We start from the raw sequence: 24,669 nt of genomic DNA on the forward strand, positions 1-24,669 counted from the left end.
TGCAATATCTTTGCTCTCATACCAATTCTATATGAGGCTGCATAGAAATGTAGAATAGAGAATATGGAAGATAAATGTACATTCGCAAATTAAATGTCGGAATTCGCAGATGTGTCGCAACCGCATCTAAATGCCTGAGACTTTTACCCTGTAAGGATTATAAACTATTTACTCACACAGAAAATAAATAAAATAAATTTGCTTAATTCGCAAATTATATGTCGCAAATTTTAGCTTATCAAATTAGATGTCGTTTGTTAAGATTTAAGCATTTATCAAATTGTATGTCGTATTCTTAGCAAATTAATAGTACATTAGTACCTTAATTATTCATGAGTGTTTTTCACTCCAATGGCAGACAAACAATTTGAATTCACGGAAGAATTAACGCAAGCTCCAGATGCTATTTTTCTTGACAAGAGTAATTTTGTTATAGATCCATCCCAAATTATTCTGGAAACATCTGTCGAATAACTAATTATTTGTCGTCTTAACTAATTAATGTCGTTTATATAAAATAGCTATAAGTCTTACAGAATAAGGTATATAGCTTTTTTAGGCTAAACTTAATACCATTCATGATTTAACTAATTAGCTGTCGTAAATTAAATACATAACATTTTAAGCGTCGTTTTTTCAAAAAACAGCTTTAAAAATTTTTCAGCTATAGATAACGAAATAAGTGTCGTTTTTCTGAAAGAAGATAGATATAAAAAATTATATGTCGTTTTTTGGAACAAAATAGTATTATATTAAATAGTATCCAAACAAAAATAAGTAACAAATAAGACATATATGTACTAATGTCTTATTGTTTTTCTCTACTTGCGAAGTCAATACTCCTATTCCAGCTTCATTTCGATGCAAGCTAAATCTGTAAACTTGGCTTTTCTTAGAGAGACTTGCTGTATTGCCTAATCAATTAGTTTCAAGCTATGAAGTTTGTTTATGGGTGAAACTCCAAACTCCAATCAGGTTGATGAATCTTTGCTTTTGCACGATCGCTCGGATCAGGTTGATAAAACTTCGGAGAGTGCAGATGCAAAAGAAAACAATGTAATTGTTACTGAAATTTCGGCAGAGGCTAAGTTGAGAGTGGAGGTATTACAAAGTCTGATTGGTCCATGCGATCGCAAAACCTACGGAATTAAATTAAAGCAAGCCGCAGAAAAACTTGGCAAGACGGTTCGGACAGTACAACGACTCGTCAAAAAATATCAAGAACAGGGGTTATCAGGCGTTACTGAAGCCGAACGATCTGATAAAGGTGCTTATCGGATTGATGATGGTTGGCAAGATTTTATCGTCAAAACTTATAAAGAAGGTAACAAGGACGGTAGAAAAATGACACCGGCTCAAGTCGCAATTCGAGTTCAGATTAGAGCCGGACAGCTAGGTTTAGAGAAATATCCCTGCCACATGACGGTTTATCGCGTTCTCAATCCGATTATTGAACGTAAAGAGCAGAAGCAAAAAGTAAGAAATATTGGCTGGCGTGGATCGAGAGTTTCCCATCAAACTCGTGACGGCCAAACGCTTGATGTACATCATAGTAACCATGTTTGGCAGTGCGACCATACAAAATTAAATGTCATGCTAGTTGACCAGTATGGCGAAACTCTAGCACGTCCTTGGTTGACAAAAATTACAGATAGCTATTCGCGCTGTATTATGGGCATCCATTTAGGTTTTGATCCACCTAGTTCTCTGGTAGTTGCCTTAGCTATGCGTCATGCGATGTTACGCAAGCAGTATAGTTCGGAATATAAACTTCATTGTGAGTGGGGAACTTACGGGGTTCCAGAAAACCTATTTACTGATGGCGGGAAGGATTTTCGCTCCGAGCATTTGAAGCAAATTGGTTTTCAACTTGGTTTTGAGTGCCATTTACGCGATCGCCCGCCAGAAGGTGGTATTGAAGAACGTGGATTTGGGACTATCAACACAGATTTTTTATCGGGATTTTACGGTTATCTAGGTTCAAATATTCAAGAACGCCCAGAACAAGCGGAAGAAGAAGCTTGTATCTAGGGTGTTGACTTTGTGAGAAATTAGCCCAAAAATTTTCATGCAATTTCTGTGTCGTTATTTGAGGCAGTAAACACAGTTCTTCTCTTTGAAAGCATAGATTGACCGAAAACTTGATCGGACCAAGCTTCAAGATCAAGATACCGAACTGTTTCCAAGGCAAGTTTTACAACAGATCCTGTCAACTTCATAGTAGATAAAGAAATGCTCAAAATCATCTGACCTATCTGTTTAAGAGGACATCGAGAAGAAAACTGTTTATATTTGCCAAAAAGCGATTCAATTACATCAGAAGTCGCAAGAATTGTCTGTTCTGACTGAATTTTAGAACTTTCAATTGTTAAATAGTCTATAATCTTTAGTTGGAAATTAACTAGGGGTTGCTGAAAAAGTATGAAAAAGCAATTCTTTTGGGTTGACTAGTTATTCAAGCAAAATGAAAGATAAGCTTTTGTTGTCTCTAATTCAGAAAATAATAACTTTCAGTTATAGGAAACTGCAAAAAAGGTGCAGTTTTCAAAAATAGACATAAAAAAGCATAAAACACGCGCGACAGGTGAGTAGAAAGATTCATCACTAAAAAAGTAATAGCAATTGCAGTTTCAGAAGTATGGGAAAGTTTCGCCATCACTCGATTGAGGCTAAACCTTCTTTTAGCTTGCCCAAATTTTCCTTCAATACAATTACGAATTTTCTCAGATTCTAAATCTTGTTTCTTTTTTCTTTACTAAGATTAGCAGGTGGTCTTCCCAAAGGAGGGCCACTGATGATAATACCTCTTTCTTTGCACCAAGCTCTATTCTCTCTTGTGCGATAAATTTTATCTACATGAACCGATTCTGGATAATAGCCAGTATAATTTTTATATGCTTCTACTTGTGCTTTTAAGTCTCCTGATTCATTAAAATTATCCCAACTAATATGGTCTAAAAATACATATCCATCAAAATAACTAGCTGATAATTTTGCCCCAAATTCCACGGCTTTCCCAGCTTTTCCACGGACAATTGGACGGATATGTGGTTGGCTTAAACTAACGATTCGGTCATCAATACTCTGTTTTTTATTTTCATACAACCATAGTTGTTGACGATAAACTTCTACAACTACAAGCAACATTTTATATTGTCTAGTACTTAGTTTTTCTAGAGTTGCTCCTGTTCTGATTAGCTGGTCAATATGAGATAAGTTTCTTTTGATATATTGAAGCTGCTTTTTAATCGCTTTTTTCCTATCTTTTTGGGATACACGACGCTTTTTAGCGACTTCTAAGTAGTCAATTCTTGCTATTTCCCGATAAGTCCTTGGTTTTTTCTCTAATGTACCTTTTATCTGTTCATAAAGAAGGTCTATTATTTGTTCTGTCTGTTTTCTTGCTTGGTTCAATAGCTCGAAATCTGTTGGATAGCTGATGTCTGCTGGCGCACAAGTCGCATCTAATATTAATTCTCCCCGATTTTTTGGCGTGTTATCTTCTTTTTCTAATTCTTCTTTTTTTTTTTGAGTTGATTCAGTTGATTCAATTGATTCAGTTGCTAAAGTCGAAGATGTTGTCTCTAGTATCCTCTTAACAGTTTCTTGATTTACTTTGTTTACTAATTCTGCACTAATTCTTTCACGAAAATGGACTAGCATCGATGCATTAAATGGAGCTTCATTAATATAGGATGACATCCCTATGAAGTACTGTAGATAAGGGTTTTCCTTGATTTGTTCTACTGTCTCTCTATCACTTATTCCTAGTTTTTCTTTGATTATTAATGCCCCTAATGCCATCCGAAATGACTTTGCTGGCGCTCCCATCTCTACAGAGAACCCGGATGAATATTCCTCTTCAAATTCTGCCCAGGGTATTAAATTCGCCAGAATAATCCAACGATTATCTGATGACAACTTGCCTGAAAACGGAAATTCAAAGTTCTCTGGTGAGATTGGATTTTGCCCCTGTTTTCGGTACATGGTTACAAACAGCACACTTGTGTACTGCTGGTCGCGGTTATGCAAGGATTTTGGGCTATTTTACCCTCAAGTCTTGCACCTGAATATACTTCTTTGGTCAGATAATCTATATCCTGTGAGCTTCTCTTTCTTTTTCAGCAACCCCTAACTAGAGAATTGGCTCCCATTGTTAATTGCTGTAACTTCAGAACGCTGCTTAACTTTTGATTAAGCCCACAATTTTTAAGATGAGTTTCTACAGTTCGAGTCATTTGAACCATTTGGCTCCAAATACTAAGCGGCTCTTGATAATTGATTAACCATCCTAATTTGGATTTTAATTTTTGCCTCAAAATGGCAGGTTCAATATTTGGTAACAGTTCTACCCTGTATGTCTATTGGAGAATCTAAAAGTTTAATAGCCCAATTAATCAGCCTTTCGATATTGAAATAACGACATTGAGAACGTTGAGATGGTGGAGATAAAAAAGATAGCTCTGTTTGTTGTAGTTGTTGTCTACATTGTGTACATTGCTGGATAAAAGACTGATATTTCTCATCAGCTACTAACTCATGTTTTAGCAGTAAAGCCATTGCATGAGTCACATCATAGGTGTAAATCACTTCGGGATATTGTTGTTGATATAGCTTGATTCCTCTTTGTATATCACTACCGTGGTCAGCTATTATTTGTACTAGACAACCAACTTTTTTCGTTAGCTCAGAGAGTTTCTGCTCGATGTACTCTCCTTTAGTTGAGTACATAATTTCTAACGCCAGAAGTTCGACATCTTGATGTCCTAATCCTCGCTTTAAAGGGAAAACTTGTTCTTCAAGCAGTTGTTGTGAAACTCCCAACACTACTAAAGCTTTTTCTGTTCCAAGTTCTACAGTCAAATCAACGATAAAGATCCAATCACTCCGATATTCTTTTTTTCTGTTGAGTTCGTACAATCCAATTCGTCCTAACCATTTTCTAATACTACTAAAGCTTGGAGTCCCGTGTTCGGAGAAATCAACGTACAACTCAAAAGTTTTCTCAACTCCTCGCAAACTATTCCCACAATTGATAACTTGTTGTACTGATATTTGAATTGTTTCGACTGAATAATGATGTCCCTTCGCTATCGGAACAAGAGCCTCTCCACTTGTTTCCAAATTAGCTAAAGCGCTTGGAACTATCTCTTTTTTTTCGTCCCCTATCTCAATATTCTGTTTGAGTAGCTTGGATTCAGCAATTTTTGCTCTGCTTTTCCAATAGTCTCGTGAGGCTGATAAATCTCTGATTTTTATTTCTAATGCTCTAAGTTTTTTCTGTTTTTCCAAAGCTCTCTCTTTCCAATTGTCTCGACCGTTGCGAAACAATCTTGTTAATCGGCTGGTTGGGCTTTTAAACTCTTGCATTAACTTTTATAAAGCTACGTACTTATTGCATGAAAATTTACCACCTTAAAACCCTTAGAGTCAACACCCTACCGTGACTCCTGGAGCATAGGGAGCGTTAGGTCTGTTAGTTTCCCACTTAGACAATTCACCAATAGCTTCTAGGAATTTACGAACATCATGCCCATATTTCACTTGCTGTGGAAGTGTATTCCATCTTTGTTCAACAGCTTGTTTTAGAATTTGCTGCTGTTGGTTGGGAGGTAGGGCACAAGGCTGCTTGAGTAGAGCCGCAGAAAGAGAAACTTCAAATAAACTCCCAGTAAGCCATAGGAACTGTTCAATGTTGGATGATGCTATATTTGCCAAACGAGAGATGCCGTAATAGTAGGGTATTTTAAACTCTTTACAAAAAAATAGCTCTGCTGCTGCACGCACCTGAGAATCGTCACGTTTTTCTAATTCATCTACTTCTAGCGGCAAATCAAATATTGTTAATTGTTTATATGGCTTTCTCTCTTCTCTGTCAATGAGAATCTCCAATGTTTTCCAAGCGATTGCATTATCTTTTTCTGTACCCTCTTGCTGTTCTCTTTCTGAAACCCATTGGATGTAGCGTTGCTTCTGGTCAGCGCTACTGCGTACACGTTCACTAACAATTAACTTTCCTTCGGCAAACTTATTTTGCCACTTTTCTCCATCTAAAGAATTTTGAAGGCATCCATTAAAAGACTCTATATCTGTATCGGCTGCTTCTCTCACTCGACAATCAGCAATATTTTTGACCACTCCCTCAAAGCGCCTATTCCCTCGCCAGAAAGCCTCTAGGTTAATGACTCCTTCATGATCTCGCCCAATTATTGCTCCTTCAGATAAGAGTTCTTCAACACCAAGTGCCTCCAATCTCTCTGCCATCCAAATACCAACAGGAAGACGGTTATCAATAAGTTCTTCTCGCAAAAAACGTCTTTGCTCCCAAGTCAGTTTGTGTACATCATCAAGCATTAGCAGCACACGCTCAGTAATTGGTTGCCCAGCATGTAGTATAAAAGGATATTTAATTATGTCCAGAGCAATTAAATAATCATGCCCAGGTAATCCATCTGTAGGAGTAATAAAGCTATCCAAAGCATCACAAACTTTCTGCTCTACTCCGCACGCCCAGTCATACAATTGCTTACCTGAGCAGGGTAGGGTCAGCCCTACAGAAGATGTGTCTATCGAAAACGAAATTTCAATTTGTTCAAGAGCAGATGTCTCTGGATATCTTAATCCTTTAAGTACCAAAATGCTCCGCAAAACTGCAAGTATAATCCGAGCATTCAATAATGATAAAAGTAAGCGCTTTTTTTTTGCTAAATCTATATCTAACTCATCAAGAGTTGCAAATCCACGGGCGCAGGATAATAGAATACCTAATACCTTGATTTTGCTTTCATCAAGTGCCCCAAGTTGCTTGAGTCGTTGAAATAAGTCTTTAGTATCATTAGAGCGTTCCCGAATAGTGCGAATAGTCAGCAGTGCATTAGGAGTAAAAAGGCGCAATAGAGAAGTTTTACCACCACCAGGAGCACTTCTAAAGATTCGTAGCCTATCAAAAAGACCTTCAGTTGAATCCCCTAATATGTCAAGCACACGCGAACTAAATAAGCGGACAAAGTTTTCATCCGATTCACTTTGCTCTGAGGCTCGCATTCTAAATGGATTACGAGATTCTTTCATAGCTAACTCCGATGCCTTTCCGTTCGTGGGAAAAGACCTCTTACACTGTAAAAATCAGGATCAGCCCAAAGTAAAAATATAGAATTATCCCTCTTCTGTCACTCTCCGAGATAAGCAAGTAGTAACAAAGTGAAATTATCCAGAAGCATAACAGGTTTTAAATTGATTCATTGCACTAATTAATTGATTGAATCCCAGCAATAATTTAGAATTTGGGAAAATATGTATCCAGGGATAAATTAACCAAAATAGTAAGAGTGGTTGGGCAATGAGACGCAGATTATTTAGAGTATTTTTCCATCCGCATTCATGGTTCCATTGTTGATGATTAGAAAAATCAACATCACTATTTTTTTGAACCTCAGCTTCAATTTGACGAGATTTATTTAAGCTTAAGAAGGCTGGAGAATTTAAACTAATCATTGTGTACACACAAAAAATAATTTCCCACCACCTTTCTATATGTTGAAAATTTGTGAACCGATAATCTGTCCAGCCGAGTTCCTGTTTACACTGTCGAAATCCATATTCTACCCAGGTTCTTAATCCATATAAATCGCCTAAAGTTTTTTTGAGTTTTCCTTGAAGATTTGTCATCACAAATGTTGTAGAATTTTCTGGCATGGTTTCTGGGTCAGTAGTTATTTCCCAGTAAGTTATGGCTCTTTTTTTACCATAAATTATTTCCCTAATGTATCGGGTTTCTGATTTTTGATTGCTAAATGTTCTTTCAAATTTACACCACTTATTAGCCCTAACGCTTTGTCCTGCTGGCAACCAGACTCCATGATTACTTCTTATTGCTACGACATAATCTAATTTATATTCAGCTACTTTTCTAATAAATTGGCTACTTTCACCATATAAACTATCTGCCAGTACCAGTTTAATGTTAAAACCTGATTCAATTAATTCTGTAATGATGTCTGACGCTAACTCTATTTTAGTTTTATATTTATCCTCCTCTTTTAACGTTCCTTTGGGTTTGAATACTTTTACAGTTAATGGAAACGTTATATTAGAATAAACTCCATAGGCATTGACTGAAACTATTCCATTATCGACTTTTCCTACACTTCCTAGATATTGCCTGGCTACATAATCAGTCTTTTTACCTTTTTTTCTATCTCCGGTTTCATCTATTACTACTGTAATCGCATTTCCATTTAGTGCTTTTTTAAGTTTATTTAATCTTAGTTGTTTTAATTTATCTACTGACCAGTCTGAATTGGCTAAAAAATGATGTAATGACTGTGCGGAGTTTATACTTACGACTTTCGCTATCTCTGGTAATGATTTTCTTTTAATTTGTGACATTATTCCCAGATGTAAATATTTGAAGCATTCATAATTTCTTACTTCTTTAAACAGGTCTTTATACTCTGCACAATATTCATCTATGGTCGCAACTGTTGGGTGAGCATCTCTTGCCAAATGTTTCAAAATTTGTAATTCTACATCCATTGCCCTACTTACCTTTCAGGGTTTTCTTTTTTTATTCTTTTATTTAGAATAACCGGAAAGTGACAGAAGAGGGATATTCGGCGTATTATGACTTAGCACTAACGGTAGACTACAATCGTTAAAACCTCGCCTCCCATCTCCTTTACCTACATTCATGTGCTTAGTTTTAACCTTGGCATCGTAATATATATCCTTTTCTATTAATTCTAGAAAAAGAGAGTCATCCATCTGCTGTAATGGAACTCCTGTTGATAAAGGTTGTATAACTGTAATATTGCATTTTATAGATTTTTCAGAGAATAAATCTGCTACTATAGAATCTAAGTGAGAACAAGCTTGTTGGGTCGCCATATATAAAACAAGGTGTATATGAAGCTCATTTTTGTTAAAAAGTTTTTCTATACCATTGTTTAAATTACTTGCTGCTTCGTAAAATTGTTTATAAACTTTATTAATTTTTCCCTTAAATTCTTTAGTTTCAGGGTTTTTTCTTAAGTAACTTAGACCACTTGCCGAAAAATCATCAAGCAGAAAGACCATTCTAAAACAGCTTTCATACTCTGTAGGTTTTCGCCCCAGTATACTCTCCATGTCTTCAGATAGGTTCTTGATCATATCCTTAGCTTTTTCGGGAGAAATTTCGTAAGCTTGCCATATTTGTTCATGACTCAGTTCTCGATTGCTGCGACGGAATATATCAGTATGTGCTCCATCACTTAAACCTAGAAAAAGACATTGCCGTCGAAGTACTTTAAATTCCTGGCTATCTGCAAGTCGGCTAATATAGTTTTTGGGAATGCCAGATTCTTTAGCTGTGTAATCCAATAAAATTGGTCTAATAAAATCTGGATATGCAATTGCTACAAGATGTTCCATTTCTGCTGAAGAACAAAAAATTAACCGTTTCTTCACAAATTCGTAAGCAATTTTCCGCTCATTTTTGGAGAATTGTTTGAGCCATAAAGCTAGACTTTCAACAAATTTTCTCCCAGTTGAAAATTGCTGATATTGGTCATATTTGTAAGCAGCCATTGCTTGAAGTGAAGGACGTTCATTAGCAACATTTTCTGATGTCCATTCCATAACTTCCGCTAGAAGCCGCTCTGCCAACTCATCTTTCATTGGTTTTTACTTGCAATTTGTCCTAAATCAAAATGTATACCATCATCAACAATTTGCAGGCAATCTAGGTAAGCAAGAGTTGCTTGCACTCCTCAAAATCCTGGAGGTGCAAGATTCCAGCAAGTTTTAGGATCGGGCGAAACTTCATCCACACTCAAGGAAAATGGCTCTCTCAACAGATAAAAGTCATTACCAGTCCACATACCGTGATCGCCAATACACAAAACTTCACCTGTTCCTAAGATACCCAACATCCTGCGAACCTGCTCTACAACTGTAGATTTGGATACACCAGGCGCTAATACATCAATAGAGTGACTAGACCTGACTATAGTTACATTTGGAGAATTAGTGGCATGAACTATTGTCTGGACTAAAGACCAAATTGTTGTTTATGGTGCAAGAGATTTTGCTTCAACTGTGATCTGCTTCTTACGAACTGTAATTTGTGCCATTTTTGGCAGTCGAATGTCTATTTGAAACGCCTCCGCTAATGGTGCCAACTCAATACATGGTTTTTCTGAGAAATTAGGGTGCTGGTCATCATCTAAAAGCCCACAATCTGCTCCGTTATAGTAGCCTACTAATATTTGCTGCCAGTATCGCTTGGGGATAGCTTCGCGAAGAGCTTCTTTAACAGATTTTCCTCGACCTGTGGCTACCCCAATAACAATGCCTGCTTTTAGCAAACGTGAAAGTTCCTTGGTCATCTTGCTACTAAGGCTACCAAAGCGATCGCTACCATCACACAGAGTTCCATCGTAGTCAAAGATTATGGCAGCAAAAGAAACCCTTTGCATTTTTTGAATAAACTCTTCATAGGATTGTCGCCAAAAATCTAACTCTCCAAATGAAGTAAGAATTTCAGGAATAGTACCCGTTTTACGCATGATACAGAAGGTTGCAATGTCAGTATCTTTACCAAATCTTACTGATGGAGTACCCAAGGCACGAAGATTATATAGTTGCTGTCCAAAGGGTGGAACTCCAGGACGGCCTGGATCGATACCTCGACGCTCTCCAGCAAAAGATACAATGTAAAAACAAGTTACTAGAGCTTTGATCGCCGCAACTGTTTCATTTCCTGCAAAGTACAATTGTACTATAGAGATATCTGATGGAAGTAGTTGAAGGGTTTTTTCTGCAAGTTCTTTTTCTGCCTGCGTTATTAATACAAGTAAGGCTGTGCTTTTTCCACGCTTGGCAAGCCAATGGTGTCTGCCATGAGCAAAATTGCGGTAATCAGCAAGGTGTAATGAACCCAATGCTGCTTCAACAAACTTAGATTCCAGGTCAATAGCTGCTGGGTGTGTAGGGATACTATACAGCACAGAAATATAGTCACGTTCCCACAATGAAATACAATATTCCCGGAGTAGCGAGTGGTACTCATTGGCAGTTTTTCCATCGTATAAGAGTTCTGCTAGGTTTTCGGGAAGTTCTTTGCTAGTATCGAAAACTTGATGATAGGCTCGTGCCAAAAGAACGAAAAAGGCAAGTAGTGAATTGGTGGCTAGGAAGCCATCTTTCTGAGACGGTAAATCAAAATCAAAAATCCCCGCGTAACTATACCGCGCAACAAGACGCGAGAGTGGACTCCCGCTCTTTGCACATAGTACAAATAAATGTTGAGGTTCACGGAGGACAGCCGTTTTAAAAGCGGCTTGAATATCTGAGTTTTTACCTCCTGCACTCAAGCACCAAATTGCTACTTCTCTCGTTACTGGACTACTCTCTATGAAATCGAGAGTCGTGACTGCTTTTGCAACTGTCTGTGCAAATCGTTGATGAAGAGCACTCATAAAGTGCGCGGCTGTGAGCGCTCCTCCTGAACCAGTCACGAGTAGAGGGAGCGACGCTGACGATGCGACAGCAGCAACTAAGCGATCAATATTTAAAGTCATTGCTATAGAGTAAGTATCTGCAAGCTGCTGAAGTTCTGAGAAATATGGTTTGCCCATAAACAATCTCCTTTGGGAAAGCTACTAGCTTACTACAGTGCTTCTCATACCTCAATCACTCAAAGCTTCAAAAATCTTACTCTTCACTCTACATATATTTTTTCATATACTTTTTTCAAGTGTAGCTGCTAGCACTCTTCGCTCTAAGAAAAGCATCTGGGTGTTGTTTTACTTCGTTAACCTGCTCACTAGCCACAGATAAATGTAATACCATTTTGACTTGGGAGTTACTTTCTCTGTCTAAGTTTTCTGAATCCATCTTTTGTAATCATTTTTCCAATTGGTATGATCCAACCACACAGTAATCAAGGGGTGACCTGCTTTTCAGGATGCGATCGCACTTTCCAAGCCAAACTCTACAGCATCAAGCGATCGCTTGATCAATTTGTCTTCCTAGCACCTGCTTCACCAATAAAGTTACGGTAGTGTATGGTCTTCACTTTTGCGGAGATGACAGAATGTCAAAAGCAGATTTAGAGGATTGAGGTGGTCGCATTTCATCTAACCAGAAGTTTGCCTTTACTTTTCGCTGCTGCGATCGCACCACTATTTGCAGTAAAAACTTTAATACCTGGGACAGTCACATAATCACCATCATCGGTAATTATTTGTGTAACTCCAGCTTTGTCCAACGCTTGCAGTATCCGCAAGTCGTAGCCGTCAAGTAATTGGGTTTGAAATCTGGTTAGCGCCCCATTGCTTGTTTCTTCGCTAACCAAAACATCTGTGCATACAGCACTAGATATCACCTGACTTCAAGCGGCTTGAACCTCGGCTACAACTTTTGCTCTCTCGGTTGGGAAGTTATGACGGTATTCTTTAGATTTTAATGTAGAAGAAAATATTTCTCTTTCTGTTTGCTCAATGTTGTGTGCTAATTCTGCCAATGAAAGACCGCAGTACAAAAGCAATGAGTTAGCAGAAATGGCTTTGGCAATGTAGGAAGGATACTCTGTAATCTGATAAGGACGAAATGAAATACTGGCATTAGTATAGGTATACCAATACCAGGCGTTTATATCTACTAAGAAAATATCATCATTTTTCGGAGCGTCAGACCGGATATCAACCACTTCAGCCTGAACTGTGTAGTTGACTGGCATTACTGTGTATTTGCTTGTTCGCTGATAACTTGGTCTACTCTACTACGGAAATCAGGGTCGGAGTAATACCGCTTGGAATTTTCGATTACTAGTTTGAGTATTTGCTTACCAACCGTATTTAGATTGGAGAACTTAAGCAGACTGTTTAGAATTTCTGGCTTAATATCCCGAAGTAATTGTCCAATAGCAAAGTTAAAGAACGGGGAAGCAAAAATTTCTACTCCTGCAAAGTCTAGCTCAACCTCATGAAGTGGTAATAATTCTGGATGAACCAAATCGTACACCTTCTGACCATCGCCAGGTGTAATACAGTTTTTGCCTATTAGGGTTAGGATTTCGTGTTTCATAGCCGCATTTCATCTTAATAGGGGCGATATCTAAAACTTTTTTTCTGTGGCTGAAAACCTTTCAGGACTTACGCAACTGGCACAGTGAGATCGCTAATTAGTAGTACATACGTATTTAATTAGCGAGAATGTGTTTGATTGGCTTTACTCGAATTAGTAACAATAATCAATGATGTATCTTGTTGTTCAAAATTTTATGAGAAAATTGATAGAAGGTGCATCAAAAAGTTGGTTAGTGATGAGATTTACTAAACTTAATTATTGTCAATATTTACTTAGTAGCCAAATTAACTATATAATGACTAATTTAGCAAAATATTTGGAAAATATTAGTCATGATAAAATCAATTATTATTTAAAGAATGAAAAATTAACTCCTCGTTTACTTTGGGATAATGTCAAAAATTTAATTGTCGCTGACGAGGATGCTTACATTATATTTGATGATACAGTTTTAGATAAAAGATTTTCTGAGGAAATAGAAATAGTCCGAAGGCAGTATAGTGGTAATGAACATGGTGTTGTTAGAGGGATAGGAATAGTAAATTGCATATATGTTAATCCTAAAAATCTCAATTTCTGGGTAATAGATTATCGTATTTTCAATCCAGACAATGATGGTTTAACTAAGATTGACCATGTGAAAAATATGCTGCAAGGGCTTGTATATCAAAAGCTTCTACCTTTCGATACAGTTTTGATGGATACTTGGTATGCAGTCAATAATTTAATGCTTTATATCGATAGTTTAAATAAAGTTTATTATTGTCGTTTAAAGACTAATCGTTTATTGGATGATAGTTTTGGTAAAGAAAAATATAAAAATATTGAATCTTTAGAATGGAGTAATGAAGATTTAGAATGTGGTAAAATCATAAAAATTAAAGGATTCCCTGCTGATAAAAAAGTGAAACTTTTCCGGGTTATTATCTCTACCGATAGGACGGATTATGTCGCAACCAACGATTTATCTCAAAGTTCTACTGATGTTACACAACAGGTGTGTAAAATCCGTTGGAAAATAGAGGAGTTTCATAGAGAAATAAAGCAACTAACTGGCATTGAATCATGTCAATGCCGTAAAGCCCGTCTTCAAAGAAATCATATTGCTTGCACTATGTTAGTTTGGCTAAAACTGAAAAGTTTAGCTTATCAAACAGGTCAAACTATTTACAAGCTCAAGCACAATTTGCTTTCTAATTATTTAATTGAGCAATTAAAACGTCCAGAGATTGCTATGTCTTCTGTGTAGTTTTTGGGCGCTCGGTGCGCTTCGCGCACCATTGCTTGTGCCAGTTGCGTAAGTCCTGCCTTTAATAGACGTGTTTCTGCCCCTTCGATGGATGGCATAGCATAAAAAGTCTGTTTAAGATGTATTTAAAGTTCTTTGCTTTTTCTGATAAAAAGGTACATTTTTAGGATGATATAGATATATAGCATTGCAAAGTGGCTGGAAAGCAACTCGCTAGTCGTGTAGTTATATTACAGTTGTATGAGGAGGTTGTCTTACTCAGTCCTGTGTAATCTTAGCCGTTGGTGAGGGTTAATTGTCTAATGCTCAGTAAAAATGTGGAAGTTAGAGATTTTTCGATTGTGGTGGTGGCGGATAACCAAAATCCATCAATCTTGAATCCTGACTTTTTGAAGTACAACCAAATTGTACCGCCTGACTGGGAGTTGGCAATGCCGCCGATTTGTACCCCTGCTCTATCTCAAGTTGTGTTCAAAAATGGAGTTAATGTAGTAGCTCAGTCTGATAGAGTCACTTTCTGGGAAGCATTAGATAATAATAATCTAGTGTTCCAAATCCCAGAAATTTCATGTAAGTATATTGATATCGTTCCTGCTTCCGATTATAGAGCTGTGGGAATTAATATAAATGCTCATCTTCTTATAGCAGATAAAGAAGATAATCAAGATACTGTTTTAAATAAATTAATTAGTCAAGGAAAATGGGCAAATTTTCAAGGTAAGTCACCAAATGCTGTTGTTCAATTCACATATCAGTTAGATAGTGCTAACTTAATAATTGCTATACAAGAAGCAATTATTCAACAAAATCCTAATAACGAATTAGTAAATGTACTTAACTTTTCAGCAAATTTTCATAGAGAATTAATTAACGGTACTTACCCAGAAAAAATATCTTATGTAAAAAATATTATAGAATATTGTAAGGGTGATTTTGAGATTTTTATTTCTTTTGTAGAAGAAGCTTTTTGAGAGTGATAGCAAGGGTAACAATATGAACAAAATCGCTTGGGGAGATACCAGTCTCAATGGTATTAAAGGGAAGGATACCACTTCAATTTATAAAACAGCAGAGCAAATTTATCCTGTTTCTACAACCTACACGAAATGTGTTTTTCCTGTGTCATCTGCTTCAAAAGCTGCTATTTTAAGGTATTTAACTTTTAACCGTGTTTACGATATAAGAAATTCTTCCTTGTTTATCGATACACGTAAGCAACAGGTTTTTGACTGGCAGAAAAATACTAATGCTTATCAAAGAATTATTCACTTGTCAGATTTGGAAGATAAGTGGGATGGTTATGATGCTCCTAAGTTTTCTAAAGAACAGATTGATTTAGCTCTCAACCTCTACTCTAATTTCCGTACTTACTGTATTAATAGAGGGCTTGATTTTTCAAAGGTTGAACCGTTTATCGCCCCATGCTCTGATGGTATGATTTTATTTGAATGGGCTGGTAAACGTTTCCATTTCAGACAGTTAGAAATTTATATTCCCGTGTCAGCAGAGGATAAACTTGAATATTTGAAGACTGAAGGCAATTTAGACATCGAAGGAGAATTCCATCTAGAGGAGTTATATCCTATACTAGATTGGCTATTTAAATTCGACTGTTAATAAATGGCTGAACCCTATCAAGTAAAGCCCTCTGATAAGCTGCTGAGGTGGCTGCATCCAGGTCAAATTCACCCAGAGGAAAATAGACCAACTTCAGCAGCTTTTAGAGATTTTGAGATGTCTGTAGATATACTTTCTCTAACAACAATAGAAGAAAGCTATAACAGAGCTAAAAAAATAGGTAAAAATGCTGTTGTATCTATAAAAGCTCAATTGATCATAGAAAAAGGGTTAGAAATTTGCCATGAGCCAGTTGAAGGTAATGATGCTCATGCTGTTGTTTTAGGTAAAAAAACCAACTCAATTGCTAAGTTTTTGGCTAATAACTGCGAAATAGAAATTTATCCACCTAATCAGTAGTGAGTTAATAGCAGCTTCTCTCCTCAAAATTTTCCTTTAAAAGCTTTATCTAAGATAGAAGGTAGTAACGCATCAAGTTCTTTTATTGCTTCTTCTCTAAGCCGTTTCATTCTGTCTACTTTGGTTTGTAGTTCATCTAGGTAGGTGACGATGCGGTGTTGTTCGGGCAGAGGTGGGACTGGAATTGAGAAAGAAGCAATATGTCCCTGATTAATTTTCCATATACCAGAGGTTGTCTTAGCAACTTCAATTATTTTTTCTCGCATTAGTGGATTATTCCACCAAGCTACAAAAAATGAGGGCAAGATTTTATGGCAATCTAAAGGGACTTGGATAAATAAATCAGGAAATATAGTTCCTTCTGCAAACTTTTTAACAATCCCTGCTTGACCAACTAAATGTTTGCTACCATTTCCACGAACGATAAAAACATCTTCAGCTTTGACTAAATATTGTTGTGCTTCTTCGTGACTCATGGGTACTGGCTTAGAGTCAGTGCAATCTATCTGACCATTTCTGATTGCTGATAGCCTTATGCACTTAATTCCTGATGCTTGCTCAGTTGCCCTGATAGATTTTCCATTCTTAAGATTTGCACGTCCTACTAACTTTTCTATAGAGATGCTACTTTCTATATAATTATCAAAAATTTGTCTAGCAAGATTTTTATAAATCAGATTACTTTCCTCTAGTGCTTTTTGACGTAGCGATCGCACTTCCTCAACCTTCCCCACCAGTTCCTCAACCCGCATCATAATCCGGCGTTGTTGCTCTAGCGGGGGTGGGAGTTCTGGCAGTTCTTCAAAACTACCATCTTGTCGTTTCCTCACAACCTCCAAAAAGTTGCTGATAGCTGACTGAATCTCACTATCAACCATTGGCACTAAAATCTTCATCAATTTTTGACCATTGACGTTAGGCTGTGCAGAGCCTTCCTTTTCATCTAAAATCTGTGTCCAGTAAGCATCAGATTGAAAAAATGAATAAAGATACTCAGGTTCTACCAGTCGTTTTGGACGAATTCGTATCAAGTAGGAAGCAAAAACAGCGTATGGAGCTTCTTTAACAAGATGTGTTTTTCCAGTTGTTGCACCAGTTCTTGCAAACAAAATGTCATTAGGGTAGATCAGATACTTTTCTGGCTCATCACATTTGCAATAGGGTACAGTATCCCAATTGATTCCACCATCTTTTAAATCAGTAATCCGAACAAATTTTGCTCCTACTTCTTCAATTGACGCACTAGCGGTAAAACCATATTGTGGATTTTCGGCAAGTTCAGAAAGAGCTACAGATGGGTAGTGTAATTGATTTAAAGTATTAAATATAATAGTTGAAGCAGCCCGAACCATTAATTCTGCTGGAGTCTGCTTAAATGTCAGTTTTAACATAGATAAGTATTTATATCAGCAAGCGAATCTAACCTTCCAACATACTCTTAATATCTGCCATAATTTCAGATATTCGCTTATCTTTCTCTAAGATATCAGCCACTAACTGCTCAGGCGGTAAATGCTCAAAATCCTGCTGAACATTTGGATTTTTTCGGTCAATATTGTAAATTACCCAGTAAATAGCATCTCCTTTAGCTTTCTCATTTTTCGCAATCTCGCGCTGAATTTGCTCCTCAGTTTGAGCCTGTTTCACTTCATCTTTAAGTAACTCAATCTTATTCTTAATCTGTGTAACTTCTTTAGGTAGGGAAAAATCCAAAATTGAATTTTGTAAACTTTGGATTTTCTCAGCTAATTCCTTAACTGTCTTTGCAAGCTGATTAGCCGTTTCCTCTGCTTTTTTACCAGCATCCCAATGAGGCGTTGCTTCTTTTATTGCCTGCTTATAAGCTTCCCTAAAGTTATATTTATAAGCTTGTTCATTCTCCTCTCGATTCTTCCACCATGCCACACATTCAGCAAAATCTTCATCCTGTATCGGCTTAGTTTTTGTGAAAGTTTTTCGTCCTTCTGGTAATGGAATTTCATAGTACCAAATTTCATTCGTTTGTCCAGAACGGTCAAAAAATAACAAATTTGTGGGAATGCTGGTATCCCTCTTCTGTCACTTTCCGGTTATTCTAAATAAAAGAATAAAAAAAGAAAACCCTGAAAGGTAAGTAGGGCAATGGATGTAGAATTACAAATTTTGAAACATTTGGCAAGAGATGCTCACCCAACAGTTGCGACCATAGATGAATATTGTGCAGAGTATAAAGACCTGTTTAAAGAAGTAAGAAATTATGAATGCTTCAAATATTTACATCTGGGAATAATGTCACAAATTAAAAGAAAATCATTACCAGAGATAGCGAAAGTCGTAAGTATAAACTCCGCACAGTCATTACATCATTTTTTAGCCAATTCAGACTGGTCAGTAGATAAATTAAAACAACTAAGATTAAATAAACTTAAAAAAGCACTAAATGGAAATGCGATTACAGTAGTAATAGATGAAACCGGAGATAGAAAAAAAGGTAAAAAGACTGATTATGTAGCCAGGCAATATCTAGGAAGTGTAGGAAAAGTCGATAATGGAATAGTTTCAGTCAATGCCTATGGAGTTTATTCTAATATAACGTTTCCATTAACTGTAAAAGTATTCAAACCCAAAGGAACGTTAAAAGAGGAGGATAAATATAAAACTAAAATAGAGTTAGCGTCAGACATCATTACAGAATTAATTGAATCAGGTTTTAACATTAAACTGGTACTGGCAGATAGTTTATATGGTGAAAGTAGCCAATTTATTAGAAAAGTAGCTGAATATAAATTAGATTATGTCGTAGCAATAAGAAGTAATCATGGAGTCTGGTTGCCAGCAGGACAAAGCGTTAGGGCTAATAAGTGGTGTAAATTTGAAAGAACATTTAGCAATCAAAAATCAGAAACCCGATACATTAGGGAAATAATTTATGGTAAAAAAAGAGCCATAACTTACTGGGAAATAACTACTGACCCAGAAACCATGCCAGAAAATTCTACAACATTTGTGATGACAAATCTTCAAGGAAAACTCAAAAAAACTTTAGGCGATTTATATGGATTAAGAACCTGGGTAGAATATGGATTTCGACAGTGTAAACAGGAACTCGGCTGGACAGATTATCGGTTCACAAATTTTCAACATATAGAAAGGTGGTGGGAAATTATTTTTTGTGTGTACACAATGATTAGTTTAAATTCTCCAGCCTTCTTAAGCTTAAATAAATCTCGTCAAATTGAAGCTGAGGTTCAAAAAAATAGTGATGTTGATTTTTCTAATCATCAACAATGGAACCATGAATGCGGATGGAAAAATACTCTAAATAATCTGCGTCTCATTGCCCAACCACTCTTACTATTTTGGTTAATTTATCCCTGGATACATATTTTCCCAAATTCTAAATTATTGCTGGGATTCAATCAATTAATTAGTGCAATGAATCAATTTAAAACCTGTTATGCTTCTGGATAATTTCACTTTGTTACTACTTGCTTATCTCGGAGAGTGACAGAAGAGGGATATTTCTTCTTCTACCCTTAAATCAGAAGCTAATCCTATAAAACTTCTGCCTAAATGTAATGGAAGTTCAGATGTATAGTATTTACATTCAACAGCAATAATTACTTTGTTATGTCTAGGCTCATATAAGTTATTTCTACAGTTAGTAGCTTCATCTTCTAATAAAACACATAGGTCACACTCATGAGAAACCCGCGAACGTCCTTGAACTCTGATGCCTACGTGGGCTTCTAATGTTGGCTTATGATCAAATTTTATTACAGCATGAGTATAAGCTTGAGTTGATACGTAAATCTGTCCTGGACTCCGACGAAAAATTAGATATTGAGCATCTTGTCCAAGAGCATCTTTATAGCTGATGCTGCCGCCTTCATTTTGGGCGGCTCTAATCAAAATACTAAAAACGTAAGCTTCATATAGGTCAGATAAATCAGTTGCTGTATTGAACCCTAGTGGAATTAAATGTCCTAACCTACTTCTAATTCCTTGCATTAAAGATGAAGTATCAGGCATTACTTATTAACCTCTTTTCGCAGCATATCAAGTAAATTTTTTAGCTCCATCGCTATCTGTTGGCGTACTTTCACAGAATCAGTATAAAAAATAACTTGATAATCTTCATCATCTTCCTCAGAAAATAGTAGTTTTGGATCTAGTATTGATTCTCGATTTTCTTCGGTCAAAAACTCATTCAGTTCATTTTCTATTTCTGAAGAGTCTAATATTATCCTTTCAAAAGCATCAATTAAAAGAAATAGTTTTTCTTTTTCAGAAAAATTTTCTTGTTTTATTCTATGTGTTTTCGTTTTAGATTTTCTAGGGAGTGATTCTTCTACATTAACTATTTTACCCTCACGAATAGTTTCATTAACCTGCTCGACTACCCAAGTTAAGTTATACTCATTCAGTATTTTTTTAAGCTGATCATACAAGTTTTTATATTCATTATTATTCATAAAAAAAAACTATGCAGTGTAAAGTAAACTTTGCAGATGATTCACGGCTTCTTTAAGTTGTTGAACCCCACCAAATCGTTGAGCGATTTCAGCCACATTCCCATATTTATCAAACTCGCGGTTAGCCTTAAATGTGGTTGGGATATTAAACTCATCAACTCCTTTGTCTGCATACTTGTCCAAAATAATCTCTAAAATTGCCCTAGCATCTTCCCCATATTGTTCAAAAAAATCAACCTTACGGCGACGCAACGCTTCAGCCCGTTGCTTGCAAGTCAGCACCGGAGCATCAAAGGCAATATGACATAGTAAATCAAAAGGGTCAGCTTCGGGAAGATTAGTAACTTGTTTTAACTCATCAAAATCAATATCCCTATCCCTATCCGCTAACAATTCAATAATTTCTGAACGCTGTTCTGGATCTGCCCAGCGTTGCTGTATTTCTATAGTTGAACGATACAGGATGCGAACTTGTTCTCTGGTGTAGTCAATTAATCGAGACAAGCGCAGTTGATTATCTGGATTTAAATCATAAATTCTTTCTTCAACAATCTCTTCGCTTCCCCCGTCAGCGTAATATTTCCGAGGTGGTGTGTCATCATCATCTGGAAGTCCCGGAAATCCAGACCTTTCATCGTCTTCCAAGTCGTCTGCTTCCTCTTCTAACTCTGCTGACTCTAATTCCTCTTCATGTTCAGAGAGTATTTGCCCATTATCATCTATCTCTGATTCATTAATCAGGGCGGGTTCGCCGTCAAAATCTCTATCCTCAAACAACACCGTACTATTGGTGTAATCGAGTATATTAAACGACCGTTTACCCCGTTCTTCTCGTACACGGGTTCCCCGCCCAATAATCTGCTTAAAGTCTGTCATTGAACGAATAACACGGGCAAGCACAACATTTTTACAGGTGGGAATATCTACCCCTGTTGTTAGCAACTTAGCTGTAACAGCAATAATGTGAGTTTCATCCAAGACATCTTTAAATTTGTAGAGATGCCCCTTACCAACATCACCAGCATCAGAGGTAATACGAGTTATGTAGTCAGGATTTATTCTGGTGATATCGCTGTTGAGGTTGCGTAATTCTTTAATCATTGCCTTAACGTGTTCCTCATCCACACAAAAGACAATGGTTTTGGCATAGCGATCACCGCTTCTCAAAAAATCAGTGATGTGTTGTGCGATCGCCTTTGTCCGGGCTTCTCTGACCAATTTTCGCTCAAAGTCTGGAGTGAGATAAACTTCATTGGGAATTGTTCTTCCATAGCGGTCAATCTGTCCAGCGTTAGGTCGCCATCCTTCCCGATCAGAACGGGTAGTAATTCGATAAACTCGATAGGGAGCTAAGAAACCATCATCAATCCCTTGTTTGAGGGAATATGTGTAAAGGGGATTGCCAAAGTAGCGATAGGTATCAACATTATCATCGCGTAGCGGTGTTGCTGTAAGTCCTAACTGATACGCAGGTTCAAAATGTTCTAGAATTTGTCGCCAGTTACTTTCATCCCTGGCGCTACCTCGGTGACACTCATCAACAATAATTAAGTCAAAATAATCAGGATTATATTCTCTGTAAAGTCCAAAGCTATATTGTGTATCACCAATTGCTTGATAAATAGCAAAGTAGAGGTCACGTCCTTTTTTCGCTTCCCCCTGAATTTTGTAAATTTTCTCTTGATTAAAGGCAGAAAAATCCTTATTCATGGGATCATCTACCAAAATATTCCGATCTGCCAAAAACAGAATTCTAGGAGAACGAGATTCTCCAGAAGTATTCCACTCCAAACTTGACAGTTTCCAAGCTATTTGGAAAGCAACACTAGTTTTACCCGTTCCCGTTGCCATTGTTAGCAGTAGGCGCTTTTGACCTTTGAAAATTGCCGCTAGTGCAGCATTAATAGCATTTCGTTGATAGTAGCGCAGTGGTTTATCTGGAATTGGATAAAACGGAGTTAACAGTTTTTCTGCTATGTCTCCTCTAATTTGCTCTTTCCCTGACCCAGTTAATCGTCGCCAAAGTTCATCAGGACTGGGAAACGATTCCATCACATCAGACTGCTTACCCGTGATGAAATCAAACTCTACAATTCCTTGTCCGTTAGTCGAGTAAGCAAACTTCACCCCTAAAAGATTGGCATAGTCTATTGCCTGTTCCAGTCCCTCATCAGGAGTTTTGTGTTTCCTTTTCGCCTCTACTACCGCTAAGGGAAATTCTCCGTTATACAGCAGCAAATAATCTGTAAATTTTCGTTCACCACGAGGTTGACGCTTGTTCTTGGGGCGAATTTTGCCATTAGTGAAGTAATACTGCTCAGTATAATCGTGAGGCTCTTTTTCCCACCCTGCATCTCTTAGTTTTGGCTCAACATACTTACGGCAGGTATTAGCTTCATTGCTCATTGCTTGCTATTTTACTAGTTAGTTTTATAACTTAACACCTAGTTATGTCTACGCACAAAAAAAATAATATTACCCTTGTTATTCAAGATGCAAATAATACCTGAGCAATAATCAGCGATCGCACTGCTTTTCTACATACATCGTGGCTCATAATATCTTTAACATAGTCATGAATCGTGACTAAATATGTTACTCAGATCAAGTAAGGTCATGCGCAGCAAGTTTTCCAAATATTGGCAGTACGACTCTCAAAAACTCGAACTAATTGACACTTTAGAATTAGAAGTTATCAAAAAATTTGAGCATTATCAAATACCAGTCATTCAACTACGTGACTCATTGCCAAAAGATGCAGTGTGCCAAGTTTTTGAGGATACTAATACAACCGGATGCGACCTCAATTTCTTCGATTTAATGAGTTCGAGTTACTGCGTGGGTGATTTTAGCCTTCGAGATGATTGGAAACACCGCGAAAATCGCTTTCAAACATTCAAGGTTTTGCGGAAGGTTCGTAGTACCGACTTTATGCAAGCTGTTACCTTAGTAGCTGGTTACGCTCGAAGAATCGAAGCAGCTAAACAGGGTTGGAATTTAGATAAATTACCTGGTGTTGCTTGTGGTCGTACCGAAGTATGAAAATTAACAAAAGAAGAATATCAAATATGGGCTGACCCAGTTAATAAAGGTTTTGAAGAAGCGGCTCGTTTTTTACGCGGTCAAAAAATCTTTGATGCTGATGATATTGCTTGTCCTATCCAGTTAGTTGCTTTAAGTGCAATTTTAACCATTATTGGCGATCGCTCTCGTTCGTTTCAAGTACGTTCCATGTTAGAGCGTTGGCTGTGGTGCGGAATGTTTGGTGAAATTTATACCCACTGGCACGATTCCCAAGCTGGACGCGATATTGTCGAAGTACCAGCATGGATTGAAGGTGGTTCCGTTCCCTTTGGTATCACGCAAGCAAATTTCTCGTATGAACGACTTCTTAGCGTCAGAAAGCGACTTGGCGCAGTTTATCAGGGATTTGCGGCATTACTAAGGCGTGAAGGCGCAGTAGATTGGATTACAGGCGAAGAAATTAACGACGTTGTTTATTTTGAAGAACAAATCGACTCGCACCACATCTTCCCCGTAGCATGGTGTCGCAAACAAGGCATTGATCCAAAAAAATATAACTGCCTAGTTAATCGCACTCCTCTAAGTGCCAAAACCAATAAAAGAATCGGCAGCAAAGCACCTTCAGCTTACCTCAAAGAGTTCGAGCTACATGGAACTGCGGTAGCTAGCTTGGATGAAATAATGCGATCGCATGGGATCAAACTAGAAATTTTACGCAACGACGACTTTGAAATATTTTTCCAAGTAAGAGCAAAAGCGTTAATGGAACTAATTGGGAAAGCTATGGGCAAAAATTTAAGCCTTGAATTAGTTGAGGATGCTGATGGGGATTTATGTAATGGGAATGCTTACAGGCTAGATCCAGAAATCACCACCAAATATTAGGTGATTAGC

26 protein-coding genes are annotated in these 24,669 nt (G+C 37.2%); 10 read left to right on the forward strand and 16 right to left on the reverse strand.

Translation table 11 applies throughout. The features are described from left to right. The first annotated feature begins 351 nt into the window (after window positions 1-351). Both ACFG4S_RS30175 and ACFG4S_RS30180 read left to right on the forward strand, forming a co-directional pair. Window positions 352-474, forward strand: coding sequence for a hypothetical protein (locus ACFG4S_RS30175; RefSeq protein ID WP_392532567.1), 123 nt, complete (start codon window positions 352-354; stop codon window positions 472-474). A 474-nt stretch (window positions 475-948) separates the two neighbouring features. Further along, window positions 949-2,031 carry a helix-turn-helix domain-containing protein gene (locus ACFG4S_RS30180; RefSeq protein ID WP_392532568.1) on the forward strand — a complete coding sequence of 361 codons (1,083 nt, stop codon included), beginning with the start codon at window positions 949-951 and terminating at the stop codon, window positions 2,029-2,031. A gap of 457 nt (window positions 2,032-2,488) precedes the next feature. Here ACFG4S_RS30180 and ACFG4S_RS30185 read toward each other — a convergent pair. The 8 genes from ACFG4S_RS30185 to ACFG4S_RS30220 form a co-directional block, all read right to left on the reverse strand. After that, window positions 2,489-3,987, reverse strand: a protein-coding gene (locus ACFG4S_RS30185; protein ID WP_392530881.1) for an IS5 family transposase whose coding sequence is annotated in 2 segments (ribosomal slippage) — window positions 2,489-2,748 and window positions 2,748-3,987 — 1,500 coding nt in all. Because the reading frame shifts where the segments join, the coding sequence is not laid out codon by codon here. Window positions 3,988-4,329: 342 nt separating this feature from the next. Then, on the reverse strand, window positions 4,330-5,370 hold the full coding sequence (locus tag ACFG4S_RS30190) for a hypothetical protein (protein ID WP_392532569.1): 1,041 nt from the start codon (window positions 5,368-5,370) through the stop codon (window positions 4,330-4,332). Between the two features lie 60 nt (window positions 5,371-5,430). Further along, window positions 5,431-7,071 (reverse strand): hypothetical protein, encoded by a 1,641-nt coding sequence (locus ACFG4S_RS30195; protein ID WP_392532570.1) that lies wholly within the window; start codon window positions 7,069-7,071, stop codon window positions 5,431-5,433. Window positions 7,072-7,206: 135 nt separating this feature from the next. Next, window positions 7,207-8,535, reverse strand: a complete 1,329-nt coding sequence (locus tag ACFG4S_RS30200) for an IS701 family transposase (RefSeq protein WP_392530294.1) — start codon at window positions 8,533-8,535, stop codon at window positions 7,207-7,209. Window positions 8,536-8,574: 39 nt separating this feature from the next. Beyond that, window positions 8,575-9,657, reverse strand: coding sequence for a hypothetical protein (locus ACFG4S_RS30205; protein ID WP_392532571.1), 1,083 nt, complete (start codon window positions 9,655-9,657; stop codon window positions 8,575-8,577). A 92-nt stretch (window positions 9,658-9,749) separates the two neighbouring features. Next, window positions 9,750-9,911 carry a hypothetical protein gene (locus ACFG4S_RS30210; protein WP_392532572.1) on the reverse strand — a complete coding sequence of 54 codons (162 nt, stop codon included), beginning with the start codon at window positions 9,909-9,911 and terminating at the stop codon, window positions 9,750-9,752. A gap of 138 nt (window positions 9,912-10,049) precedes the next feature. Then, complete coding sequence (locus tag ACFG4S_RS30215; RefSeq protein ID WP_392532573.1) at window positions 10,050-11,618, reverse strand: hypothetical protein; 1,569 nt, start codon at window positions 11,616-11,618, stop codon at window positions 10,050-10,052. Between the two features lie 115 nt (window positions 11,619-11,733). Next, a complete protein-coding gene (locus ACFG4S_RS30220) occupies window positions 11,734-11,877 on the reverse strand; it encodes a hypothetical protein (RefSeq protein WP_392532574.1) in 144 nt (47 codons plus the stop codon). 26 nt (window positions 11,878-11,903) lie between these two features. Between ACFG4S_RS30220 and ACFG4S_RS30225 the strand changes: the two genes are divergently transcribed. Further along, window positions 11,904-12,044: a hypothetical protein gene (locus ACFG4S_RS30225; RefSeq protein WP_392532575.1), complete on the forward strand. Its 141-nt coding sequence runs from the start codon at window positions 11,904-11,906 to the stop codon at window positions 12,042-12,044. Between the two features lie 71 nt (window positions 12,045-12,115). Here the strand turns inward: ACFG4S_RS30225 and ACFG4S_RS30230 are convergent, their stop codons facing one another. Genes ACFG4S_RS30230 through ACFG4S_RS30240 form a run of 3 tightly spaced genes read right to left on the reverse strand, consistent with a single transcriptional unit; the run spans window position 12,116 to window position 13,068 of the window. Continuing rightward, entirely contained in the window at window positions 12,116-12,367 is a 252-nt protein-coding gene (locus ACFG4S_RS30230; protein WP_392532576.1) for a hypothetical protein, read from the reverse strand. A 6-nt stretch (window positions 12,368-12,373) separates the two neighbouring features. Then, window positions 12,374-12,721, reverse strand: a complete 348-nt coding sequence (locus ACFG4S_RS30235) for a hypothetical protein (RefSeq protein ID WP_392532577.1) — start codon at window positions 12,719-12,721, stop codon at window positions 12,374-12,376. Further along, the gene (locus ACFG4S_RS30240) at window positions 12,721-13,068 is read right to left on the reverse strand and encodes an STAS-like domain-containing protein (RefSeq protein WP_392532578.1); all 348 of its coding nucleotides are present in this window, start codon (window positions 13,066-13,068) and stop codon (window positions 12,721-12,723) included. The genes ACFG4S_RS30235 and ACFG4S_RS30240 overlap by 1 nt, the downstream gene beginning before the upstream one ends. 238 nt (window positions 13,069-13,306) lie before the next feature. Here ACFG4S_RS30240 and ACFG4S_RS30245 point away from each other — a divergent pair, with 238 nt between their 5' ends. The 4 genes from ACFG4S_RS30245 to ACFG4S_RS30260 all read left to right on the forward strand — a co-directional run bounded on the left by ACFG4S_RS30245 (window position 13,307) and on the right by ACFG4S_RS30260 (window position 16,297). Beyond that, window positions 13,307-14,320, forward strand: a complete 1,014-nt coding sequence (locus tag ACFG4S_RS30245; RefSeq protein WP_392536113.1) for a transposase — start codon at window positions 13,307-13,309, stop codon at window positions 14,318-14,320. Between the two features lie 302 nt (window positions 14,321-14,622). After that, a complete protein-coding gene (locus ACFG4S_RS30250) occupies window positions 14,623-15,291 on the forward strand; it encodes a hypothetical protein (protein ID WP_392532579.1) in 669 nt (222 codons plus the stop codon). Window positions 15,292-15,313: 22 nt separating this feature from the next. Beyond that, a complete protein-coding gene (locus ACFG4S_RS30255) occupies window positions 15,314-15,937 on the forward strand; it encodes a hypothetical protein (protein ID WP_392532580.1) in 624 nt (207 codons plus the stop codon). A gap of 3 nt (window positions 15,938-15,940) precedes the next feature. Then, complete coding sequence (locus ACFG4S_RS30260; RefSeq protein WP_392532581.1) at window positions 15,941-16,297, forward strand: hypothetical protein; 357 nt, start codon at window positions 15,941-15,943, stop codon at window positions 16,295-16,297. Window positions 16,298-16,320: 23 nt separating this feature from the next. Here ACFG4S_RS30260 and ACFG4S_RS30265 read toward each other — a convergent pair whose 3' ends face one another. Next, the gene (locus ACFG4S_RS30265) at window positions 16,321-17,688 is read right to left on the reverse strand and encodes a restriction endonuclease subunit S (protein ID WP_392532582.1); all 1,368 of its coding nucleotides are present in this window, start codon (window positions 17,686-17,688) and stop codon (window positions 16,321-16,323) included. 28 nt (window positions 17,689-17,716) lie between these two features. Then, a complete protein-coding gene (locus ACFG4S_RS30270) occupies window positions 17,717-18,325 on the reverse strand; it encodes a hypothetical protein (protein WP_392532583.1) in 609 nt (202 codons plus the stop codon). Window positions 18,326-18,418: 93 nt separating this feature from the next. On the opposite strand from ACFG4S_RS30270, the gene ACFG4S_RS30275 reads away from it, so the two are divergent. Further along, on the forward strand, window positions 18,419-19,747 hold the full coding sequence (locus tag ACFG4S_RS30275) for an IS701 family transposase (RefSeq protein WP_392530294.1): 1,329 nt from the start codon (window positions 18,419-18,421) through the stop codon (window positions 19,745-19,747). A gap of 21 nt (window positions 19,748-19,768) precedes the next feature. On the opposite strand, the gene ACFG4S_RS30280 is transcribed toward ACFG4S_RS30275, so the two are convergent. Genes ACFG4S_RS30280 through hsdR form a run of 3 tightly spaced genes read right to left on the reverse strand, consistent with a single transcriptional unit; the run spans window position 19,769 to window position 23,157 of the window. Beyond that, on the reverse strand, window positions 19,769-20,308 hold the full coding sequence (locus tag ACFG4S_RS30280; protein WP_392532584.1) for a hypothetical protein: 540 nt from the start codon (window positions 20,306-20,308) through the stop codon (window positions 19,769-19,771). After that, window positions 20,308-20,751 carry a hypothetical protein gene (locus ACFG4S_RS30285; RefSeq protein WP_392532585.1) on the reverse strand — a complete coding sequence of 148 codons (444 nt, stop codon included), beginning with the start codon at window positions 20,749-20,751 and terminating at the stop codon, window positions 20,308-20,310. The genes ACFG4S_RS30280 and ACFG4S_RS30285 overlap by 1 nt, the downstream gene beginning before the upstream one ends. 9 nt (window positions 20,752-20,760) lie before the next feature. Then, a complete protein-coding gene (gene hsdR, locus ACFG4S_RS30290) occupies window positions 20,761-23,157 on the reverse strand; it encodes an EcoAI/FtnUII family type I restriction enzme subunit R (protein WP_392532586.1) in 2,397 nt (798 codons plus the stop codon). Window positions 23,158-23,367: 210 nt separating this feature from the next. Between hsdR and ACFG4S_RS30295 the strand changes: the two genes are divergently transcribed. Both ACFG4S_RS30295 and ACFG4S_RS30300 read left to right on the forward strand, forming a co-directional pair. Next, window positions 23,368-23,793 carry a hypothetical protein gene (locus ACFG4S_RS30295; protein WP_392532587.1) on the forward strand — a complete coding sequence of 142 codons (426 nt, stop codon included), beginning with the start codon at window positions 23,368-23,370 and terminating at the stop codon, window positions 23,791-23,793. A 189-nt stretch (window positions 23,794-23,982) separates the two neighbouring features. Beyond that, complete coding sequence (locus tag ACFG4S_RS30300; protein ID WP_392532588.1) at window positions 23,983-24,660, forward strand: hypothetical protein; 678 nt, start codon at window positions 23,983-23,985, stop codon at window positions 24,658-24,660. Window positions 24,661-24,669 lie beyond the last annotated feature (9 nt).

This window comes from Nostoc sp. C117, assembly GCF_043099735.1.
GTDB lineage: Bacteria > Cyanobacteriota > Cyanobacteriia > Cyanobacteriales > Nostocaceae > Nostoc.